The organism is Bacteroidota bacterium, from assembly GCA_018692315.1.
GTDB lineage: Bacteria > Bacteroidota > Bacteroidia > Bacteroidales > JABHKC01 > JABHKC01.
This window is the reverse complement of record JABHKC010000122.1, coordinates 25,174-34,767: the sequence shown is the minus strand read 5'-3', so window position 1 is coordinate 34,767 and position 9,594 is coordinate 25,174. Positions and strand designations below refer to the sequence as shown.

Sequence of the window (9,594 nt, the reverse complement as noted above, 5' to 3'; positions counted from 1 at the left end):
TTCAGTGGCTTAGCCCAACATGATTTAAAACTCAATTGAGCGGAAGTATCCATACATTATAGCTTCAAAAAAAATGCGAAAAAAATATCAACTTTTTCGCATTTTTTTTTGGCTCAACTGAGCCTTAAATCCTATGATGTTCCTGAGTGGTCGCCTATTGCTCTGCAGCAAGATTGGAATATAATTGGCTACCTTCGACAAAACAGCGGGACAATTGATAGTATGCTTACAACAATATCATCTAATGTATATATTGTAAAAAATGGCAATGGTCAACTCTATTGGCCAATATATGGCATCAACAATATTGGAAATATGAACCCGGGCGAAGGCTACCAAATAAAAATGCTGGCGGCTGATACTTTGCTTTATCCGGCGAATTAGATTTTAGCAGCATCTTTCCAAAAGTTCAAAAACTTTTGGAAAGTTTTCAAGTATTAGACCCATTTCTTAAGTCAAGGTTTGATTCTTTCCTTTTCAAACCTTGACTTATATGTATTTTATTATTTTTGTTATTTTAAATTTAATATTAAAAGTATGAAAAAACATATACTAATATTCTCCCTTATTTTTTATTATTTTTTTGGTTTTTCACAAATTACTTCTTATGACTGGCTTAGAACAATGGGAAATGAAAATGATGATAAACCCATTTTATTAACCTTAGACAATAACTCATGCAAATTAGTAACAAACTCTCCAGGTGCAGCTTTGTCAGACACTATACATACGATGGATACTATTTTAATTGGAAGCAGTAATTACTTATTTAATTATAATAATGCAGGAACTAATAATTCTGCTTTCGAAATAGCTAATGTATTGTATAACAATATATATGATTGCAAAATACATAAGAATTTCATTTATTCCACATTAAATATATACACAAATTGGCCTATTTCGTATGGATCTACTACTTTAAATCCATTTACTGGAACAAATGATATTTTTATAGCAAAGCAAGATACTACCGGCAATCCCATTGGAATGTATTATTTTGGAGGATATGGTGACGATTATCCTACTAAATTAGCAATAGATATGGATGGTAGTATTATAATTGCTGGCTATTACGATAGCCCCTCACTAACCTTCGCAGGCACAACAATCGGCAATTCAGGAACCGAAGATGCTTTTATAGCAAAATACGATTCGCTTGGCAATGAGCTTTGGATAAAGAGAATATACAGTTCTGTTGATAATGAGCCCACTGATCTTGTGGTAGATGAATATGGAAATATCTACTATATAGAAAGGGGAAGTGTAGTGCCTTTTAATGTTGGTGGTAGCATTTTACCTTCAAGCGGTAATTATACCGCCTATCTATTAAAATTTAACGCAAATGGAAATCTGCTTTGGAATGTTCCTTTTGGGGGAGATGATGCGAACAATTTGTTTGATTTAGAGGTCGATAGTTCAAACAATATCCTGCTTTGTGGAAGATCAAATAGTACAACATTTTTAATAAATAATGATACAATATGGTCAACTATTTCAGGTACAGGATTTAATAATGATAATTCATTTTTGGCAAAATTTAACTCAAGTGGCAGCTTGTTTTGGTCGAAATACACAAATAATGTTGGTTGGCTTGATGCTTATAGATATCCGGTTGTTAGTTGTGATAAAGATGACAATGTTTATTTTTCGTTTCACATACCAAATAGTTTTAATACTATATACTTTGCTTCAGATACAATATACCCATTTGTTGATAATCCTGATTTAGCTCCATTTATTTGCAAGTTTAGTATGGATGGTGTTAAACAATGGATAACTCCTTTCAGCACATCACATACTGTTTATCCCACAAATATTTCTGTTAATAATGATTTTGAGATATTTGTTGCAGGCAAATTTATAGGAATGTCTGTTCAATTTGACAGCCTGACCTCACCCGGCTATTTTTATTACAATGGCGATCTTGATGTTTTCCTTCTAAAAGCCACACAATACGTCCCCGACCACACCAAACATTTTGTAAATCTAAATCTGGGTTGGTCAATAATTTCGAGCTATGTTGATCCTTATGTGCCCGATTGCGATTCAGTTTTTGACGATGTAGCCGCCGATATGGTTCTTATGAAAAATGAAATTGGAGAAACTTTTTGGCCAATATATAATGTAAACACAATTGGTAATTTACAAATTGGAGAAGGTTATATTATAAAAATGTACAATTTTAATATCCTTGAAGTAAACGGCATAGCTGTTGTGCCCGAAACAACACCATTGAACTTACAGTCAGGCTGGAATATAAATGGCTACCTCCGCCAAAACCCCGGAGACATTGGTACTATGCTTGCCAATATTTCTTCAAATGTATATGTTGTAAAAAATGGCAATGGCCTGGTTTATTGGCCCTTGTATGGCATCAACAACATAGGAAACATGAATCCCGGCGAAGGCTACCAAATAAAAATGACGGCAGCGGATACTTTACTATATCCGGCGAATTAATTACTAATGACGAATTACTAATTAAAAAATCATCCCGAAAGTTTCGAAACTTTCGGGATGTTTCATAAATACAAATTATTGGAACTACTCCGAAAAGTCATCAGATGAATATTTTTGCAAAGTCCTGGTATTTTGCTATCTGTTAATTTGTTAATTGACAAATTCATCTGATGACTTAATTCCGTTTTTTTTATTTTTCGGAGTGGACTCAATTATTGGAACTTTTCCAACGAATTGTTTTGAGTATCTTTGTATTTTTATTGCTTGAAGTTATAATCAAAATAAAGTGATTAACAAAAAAATATTATGCCGAAAGAAATTAAAGATACAGTAAAAGAAAAATATGCAGAAATAGTACAATCAGAAAAATCCTGTTGTTGCGGATGTGGTACCGATAATATTTTCCCTGATGGAAGTACTGATTTTAGTAAGGATTATTCAGAAATTTCTGGTTACGAAAAAGATGCTGATTATGGTCTTGGTTGCGGAATTCCAACCGGATTTGTCAGCATAAAAAAAGGCGACACAGTTGTTGATTTGGGCTCTGGTGCCGGAAACGATGCTTTTGTTGCAAGGAGATTTGTTGGTGAAACAGGCAAAGTTATTGGTGTTGATTTTACTGAGGCTATGATAGTTAAAGCCAATGAGAATAACAAAAAGCTTGGATATAAAAATGTCGAATTTCGTTATGGAGACATTGAAAAACTTCCTGTGGAAAACAAGTCTGCTGATATTGTGATTAGTAATTGTGTTATGAATCTTGTCCCTGACAAGAACAAAGCCTTTTCAGAGGTTCACAGGATTTTGAAAGAGCATGGGAAATTTAGCATCTCTGATATTGTAGTCTCGGGAAATTTGCCCGATAAGTTAAGAAAATCGGCTTCATTATATGTCGGTTGTGTCGCAGGTGCAATCAACAAACAGGACTATTTAAATATTATTGAAAAATCGGGATTTAAAAATGTAAAAATTCTTGATGAGAAACTTTACATATTACCCGAAGGACTTGTAAAACAGTACCTTTCGCTAGAAGAGTATGAGATTTACCTTAATAGTGATGCAAAAATTCTAAGCATCACAGTTTGTGCTGAAAAATGAAAATATTAGGATTTAATAGACTAATTTTTTCATGATAAAAAGAAATAATTTGGTTTAAAAAAAAATAATACTTTTGAAGCTTTTTCTTTTTCAGAAAATGTAGAAAAAATATAAATATTTGTGTATAACTAAGAATATATAAAATGGGACTTAAACGTAAAATTCGGGAACTTCAGAAAAGGAAAGAAGAAGTATTTCAAGGGGGCGGAGAAAAAGCTATTGCTAAACAAGCAGCATTAGGAAAGCTTACAGCGAGAACAAGAATTTTAACACTTCTCGATAAAGAATCGTTTCACGAATACGACCTTTTTGTAGCTCACGAAGCCAGAGATTTTAATATGGATAAAAAAACTCTGCATGGCGACGGAGTAATTATTGGTACCGGAAAAATTTATGGAGCGCCTGTTTGTATTTATGCACAAGATTTTACAGTAGCAGGAGGTTCATTAGGCTTGATGCACGCCCGTAAAATTACAAAAATTATGGATCATGCTATGAAAATGCGTGTTCCTTTAATTGGAATTAATGATTCGGGTGGGGCAAGAGTTCAGGAAGGAGTAAATTCTTTGGCCGGCTATGGTGAGATATTTTTCAGGAATACTCTGGCTTCCGGTGTAATACCTCAAATTTCAGTAATTTTAGGTCCTTGTGCAGGAGGTGCAGTATATTCTCCTGCTCTCACAGATTTTGTTTTTGTGGTTGAAAATATATCGAAAATGTTCATTACAGGTCCTGAAGTAATTAAGACTGTACTCGGTGAAGAAATTTCGATGGAAGAACTTGGAGGAGCAAAAGTACATAGCCAAATTACAGGAAATGCTCATTTTTTTGCTAAAACAGAAAGTGAATGTTTCGATCAAATAAAAAGACTTATCAAATTTATTCCATGGAATAATAAGCAAAAAGCCAGACCATTTCCATCGAAAAAACCTTTGCGGGAATACAAAATCGAAAATATTGTTCCATCAGATCCAAAGCAACCATACGATATATTAGATGTAATAAAATCTCTGGTTGACGATTCCGATTTTTTCGAAATACAAAAAGATTGGGCACAAAACATAGTAATAGGTTTTGGCCGATTAGATGGCGAAACAATTGGCTTTGTAGCGAACCAACCATTGGTATTAGCCGGAGTTCTTGATGTTGATTCTTCTGATAAAGCAGCCCGTTTCATCAGATTTTGCAATGCATTTAGTATTCCAATTGTTACTTTGGTCGATTTGCCAGGTTATCTGCCGGGCGTTGATCAAGAACATGCAGGAGTTATTAGGCACGGAGCAAAGATACTTTATGCTTATTGTGAAGCCTCTGTTCCAAAGATTTCAGTTATTCTCAGAAAAGCTTATGGTGGAGGATATATTGCAATGAATTCGAGACATTTGCGAGCCGATTTTGTTTTTGCATGGCCGGCTGCTGAAATTGCAGTTATGGGACCTGAAGGAGCAGCAAATATCATTTTCAGAAAAGAAATTTCAGAGGCAGAAAATCCTGAAGAAATGCGAAAACTTAAGGTTAAAGAATATAAAGAGAAATTTGCAAATCCATATGTTGCTGCTGCGAAAGGATATGTCGATACTGTTATTGAGCCTGTTGAAACCAGAAAATTCTTGCTTCATGCAATAGAAGTTTCTGTAAATAAAGCAGTTCCAATTCCAAACAAAAAACATGGAATCCCACCATTCTAAAAAACTTCGGAACGAAGATTGCCAATATTTTGTATTTATGTAATGAAAAGATTATTTAATAATGAACAGAAATAATCATGGAAAAAGAAACTGAAATAAAGCCAAAAAATAAATCGATTATTATTGATGGGGGTAAATATATTACTCAATTTTCAAAGAAATTCGAGAATCGCAAAAATTGGGAAAAGCCTGATGAGAAAAAATTAGCTGCATTTATTCCAGGAACCATTTTGAAATTATTTGTTAAGAATGATCAAAAGGTCAAGAAAGGCAGCAAACTTCTTATCATTGAAGCTATGAAAATGCAGAACAAACTATTGGCTCCATTTAACGGGAAAATAAAAAAGATTCATGTTGCTGAAGGGCAAGCAGTTCCTAAAAACGAACTTCTTATTGAGTTTGAATAATTGCTTTTAGTTCTCAAAACATATTTTTGTCCAAAATTGTCTGATTGTTAATTTCTAAGTATGAATTAGTAATTCGAAATTACTTTACCTCGCCAAACGAAACAATCTTTAAATTGTTTTTGGATGCAAATTTCCTTATCGAAAATGCCATAAATTGCTGAACCACTTCCCGACATTGAAGCATATTCGGCACCTAAATCATAGAGTTTTTGTTTTATCTCTTTCAATTTACTGTTGCTTGAAAAAATGCCATCTTCAAAATCGTTATGAATTTTATTCTTCCATTCTGATATAGGCGATTTTATCAATTCCTTCAAAGGATATTTTGGCTTGTTGGGAATAACTCCAGCATATGCCTCAGCAGTAGAAACGTTTATATTCGTTTTAACTATTACGATATTATTTTTTGACAAATCAATATCAATTGATTCAAGAATCTCACCTTTTCCGGAAACAAAAGCCGCTTTATTTTCTACGAAAAAAGAACAATCAGCACCTATTTGTGAAGCATAACGTTTTAAGTTTGCCAAACTTAAACCTAAGTTATACTTTCTATTCAAACAATTTAGCAAAAATGCAGCATCTGCTGATCCCCCGCCCAAACCAGCTTGCATAGGAATTTTTTTGTGTAAATGAATTTCTAATTCGGGTAAATTGAATTCATTAGCCAACAGTCTATAAGCTCTCATGATCAGATTGTCTTGGTTTTCTCCATCAATTTGAATTCCAGAAATTTCAAGGTAGGTATTTTTTTTAGTATCTTTTTGAATCTCAACAAAATCTAAAATATCACAAAGCTGAATTGGAAGAAATACAGATTCAATGTTATGGAATCCATCGTTTCTTTTATGAATTATATTTAATCCAATATTTATTTTTGCATTTGGGAAACAAATCATAGTATTTTTATTAATTCTGTACAAAAGTATATGTTAGAATTGTATTTATTTATAAAATATTATTTTATGACTGAAAAAATGTAAATCTTTTTTAAAATGAGGTTTCATAATGAAGTTTTGCTGTTTGCTTTTATATAGTGTCTTTTTTTGAAAGTTAAAATTAGTAATTTAATGGTACAAAAGTTAAATGTTTCATAAAATATTTGTATTTGATTATAATTATTATATATTTGCTTAGATTACAAAAATGTAATTATTACAGAGTTTAATATGCAACATTGTATAGTTATATTTTAAAAGTGATTTAAGGAAGTATAAATAATAAGTTTATTATGAAAGCAAAGAGAATTTGGATTATAGTTTTTTTCGTTTTATCCATCTTTGGAATAGGTAAGAATGCAAATTCTCAAACGGTTTTAACTCTACAACCAAATGCTATTGCTGGAAAAGATGCTACGATTTGGTATTTAAGTAATCAAAACTTAGCAAATTTCGGACCTACCAATACTACAAACTACGGGAATAGTACTGATTTTGTCGCAGCTGCATGGAATTGGAGAAGATTCCCAGGAAGTATAGCTAGCTTGGTTCAATTTAACCTATCCTCAATTCCCTTGGGCACGACAATCGATAGTGCATTTTTATTCCTGTATCATGATGTAAACTCAATACAAGGAACTCATTTTAACTTGTCAGGTTCTAATGCTGGTTTAGTTCAAAGGATAATTCAACCTTGGAATGAATTAGTGGTTACCTGGGATAATGCTCCAAATTATAGTGTGCAAAATCAGGTGGTTTTACTACAATCAACAAGCCCTACTCAAAACTATGAAAATATTGTAGTTACATCTTTGGTTCAGGATATGCTTGATAATCCGACAGAAGGATTTGGCTTTAGAATAAGTATGCAAATTGCAAGTGCTTATAGGAAGTTAGTTTTTGCTTCAAGTGATAATTTAGACGCATCGGTGCACCCAAAACTTGTGGTTTATTATTCCAATTGTCTTGCACCAACAGTTAATATTGGCGATGATACCTTAATTTGTGGAATAGACACTTTGCAATTGGATGCAGGAAATTCTGGAGCAAGTAGTTTTTTGTGGTCAACAGGTGAAACAACTCAGGCAATTACTGTAAATCCTATGTTTACAACAGAATATTTTGTTACTGTGGTAGATAATGCTTGCTCAAGCTACGATTCGATAATGGTAGAGGTAAATAGTTCTCCGGTTTCAAATTTGATTGAAGACACAACGATTTGCTCAGGAGATTCTGTAATATTAATTGTGGGAGATGCAAATGCTTCCTACTATTGGTCCACTGATGAATATGTTGACTCTATAGCTGTTTCTAATTCAGGAATTTATTATGTTTCAATTTCAAATGGTTGTGGTTTTATTACTGATTCTGTAAATGTTGATGTAATTATAACACCAAACTTATATTTAACAAATGAAATAAACATTTGTTTTGGCGATTCAGTAATCCTTGAGGCTGGCAATCCTGGTTCAGAATATTTATGGTCAACAGGTGAAACAACTGAAAATATTGAGGTTAATTCTTCAGGAGTATATAGTTTAGTTGTTAGTAACGAATGTGGAATTGTTGTTGATAGTGTTTCTGTTTTATCTATTGCGACACCCTATGTAAATCTTGGAAATGATACTATAATCTGTGCAGGGGAAAGCGTTTTACTAAATGCACAAAATCAGGGGATGAATTTTTTCTGGTCAAATGGAGATTCTACGCAATCTATACTGGCAATTCCAAATCTACCTACTATTTATAGTGTTCTTATCGATAATTTTGGTTGTTTAGCAACTGACTCTATTCTTATTGCGCCACAACCTTCACCAACAGTTTTTCTTGGCGAAGACACAACAGTTTGTGAAAAAGACAGTATTTTTCTTGATGCTGGAAATCCAGAATCAACTTTTTTTTTGTCTGATAGTTCGACAAATCAGACCGCTACCTTTATGCCTGATTTTTCTATGACTGTTTTTGTAAATGTTTCAAGCTTTGGCTGCACAGAAACAGATACTTTTGAAATAAATATTTTCCCAATATCTCAAATAAATTTGGGAAACGATACAGTTTTATGTGATGGGAATGTATTTGAATTAGATGCAGGGAATTCAGGTAATGAATATTTATGGTCAACAGGCGAAACCACCGAGCAAATAATTATCACAAATTCAGGATTTTATACAGTTAACTCAACTAATCAGTGCGAAGATGTTGCCGGCGATACTATAATTGTAAATTTTGCTCAACAATCTGAAGTTAATCTTGGAAACGATACAACTATTTGTTTTTCGCAAGTTTATACCGTAGATGCCGGAACAGGATACATTTCATATTTATGGAGCAATGGCGAAACAAACCAAACTATTTCCTTAGATAGCTCATTGTTAAATTATGGAGCAAATTATTTTTCAGTTTTAGTTGCCGATACAAATTATTGTTATAGTACCGATTCAATATTTATTTATATGATTGATAAACAGGCTATTAATATGCAAAGTGGTTGGAATATTATTTCGACTTATATGGTTCCTTTTCAGCCAAACATCGACAGCGTAATGAACTATTTGGCTTCAGAAATTATCTTGGTTAAAAACTCTTACGGAATGACTTATTGGCCTCTTTATGCTTTGAATAGCATTGGAGATATGGTAATCGGCGAAGGCTATCAAGTTAAAGTAAATTCGCCACAAACACTTATTGTTTATGGAAATGCAGTGCTACCAGAACTTTCTCCAATTACATTCCCGCAAGGTTGGAGTTTCATCGGATATTTAAGGCAAACACAGGCTTCTATAGAAACTATGTTAGCTCCAATAGAGAATGAAATTGTATTAGTTAAAAACGGAAACGGATTTGTTTATTGGCCTCTGTATAATTTAAATGCAATTGTAAATATGGTGCCAGGCGAAGGTTATCAAATAAAATTAGTGAATAATGTTATTTTAACTTATCCCGCTAATTAGAAAGTTTGTTTTAATCTTACATATATTTGTTTTTTGGAGATTTATTTAG

At 32.9% G+C, this 9,594-nt stretch carries 7 protein-coding genes; 6 read left to right on the top strand and 1 reads right to left on the bottom strand.

From position 1 onward, the window contains the following. Nucleotides 1-108: 108 nt before the first annotated feature. The 5 genes from HN894_09685 (at nt 109) to HN894_09665 (ending at nt 5,656) form a co-directional block, all read left to right on the top strand. Nucleotides 109-384: a hypothetical protein gene (locus HN894_09685; protein ID MBT7143599.1), complete on the top strand. Its 276-nt coding sequence runs from the start codon at nt 109-111 to the stop codon at nt 382-384. 153 nt (nt 385-537) lie between these two features. Further along, nucleotides 538-2,463 carry a hypothetical protein gene (locus HN894_09680; GenBank protein ID MBT7143598.1) on the top strand — a complete coding sequence of 642 codons (1,926 nt, stop codon included), beginning with the start codon at nt 538-540 and terminating at the stop codon, nt 2,461-2,463. Between the two features lie 306 nt (nt 2,464-2,769). Beyond that, a complete protein-coding gene (gene arsM / locus HN894_09675) occupies nt 2,770-3,561 on the top strand; it encodes an arsenite methyltransferase (protein ID MBT7143597.1) in 792 nt (263 codons plus the stop codon). A gap of 143 nt (nt 3,562-3,704) precedes the next feature. Continuing rightward, a complete protein-coding gene (locus tag HN894_09670) occupies nt 3,705-5,249 on the top strand; it encodes an acyl-CoA carboxylase subunit beta (protein ID MBT7143596.1) in 1,545 nt (514 codons plus the stop codon). Between the two features lie 77 nt (nt 5,250-5,326). Next, the gene (locus HN894_09665) at nt 5,327-5,656 is read left to right on the top strand and encodes an acetyl-CoA carboxylase biotin carboxyl carrier protein subunit (GenBank protein ID MBT7143595.1); all 330 of its coding nucleotides are present in this window, start codon (nt 5,327-5,329) and stop codon (nt 5,654-5,656) included. 65 nt (nt 5,657-5,721) lie between these two features. Here HN894_09665 and HN894_09660 read toward each other — a convergent pair whose 3' ends face one another. Next, nucleotides 5,722-6,555 carry a 4-(cytidine 5'-diphospho)-2-C-methyl-D-erythritol kinase gene (locus tag HN894_09660; protein ID MBT7143594.1) on the bottom strand — a complete coding sequence of 278 codons (834 nt, stop codon included), beginning with the start codon at nt 6,553-6,555 and terminating at the stop codon, nt 5,722-5,724. Between the two features lie 332 nt (nt 6,556-6,887). Between HN894_09660 and HN894_09655 the strand changes: the two genes are divergently transcribed. Then, entirely contained in the window at nt 6,888-9,545 is a 2,658-nt protein-coding gene (locus HN894_09655; protein ID MBT7143593.1) for a DNRLRE domain-containing protein, read from the top strand. The last annotated feature ends 49 nt before the right edge of the window (nt 9,546-9,594 follow it).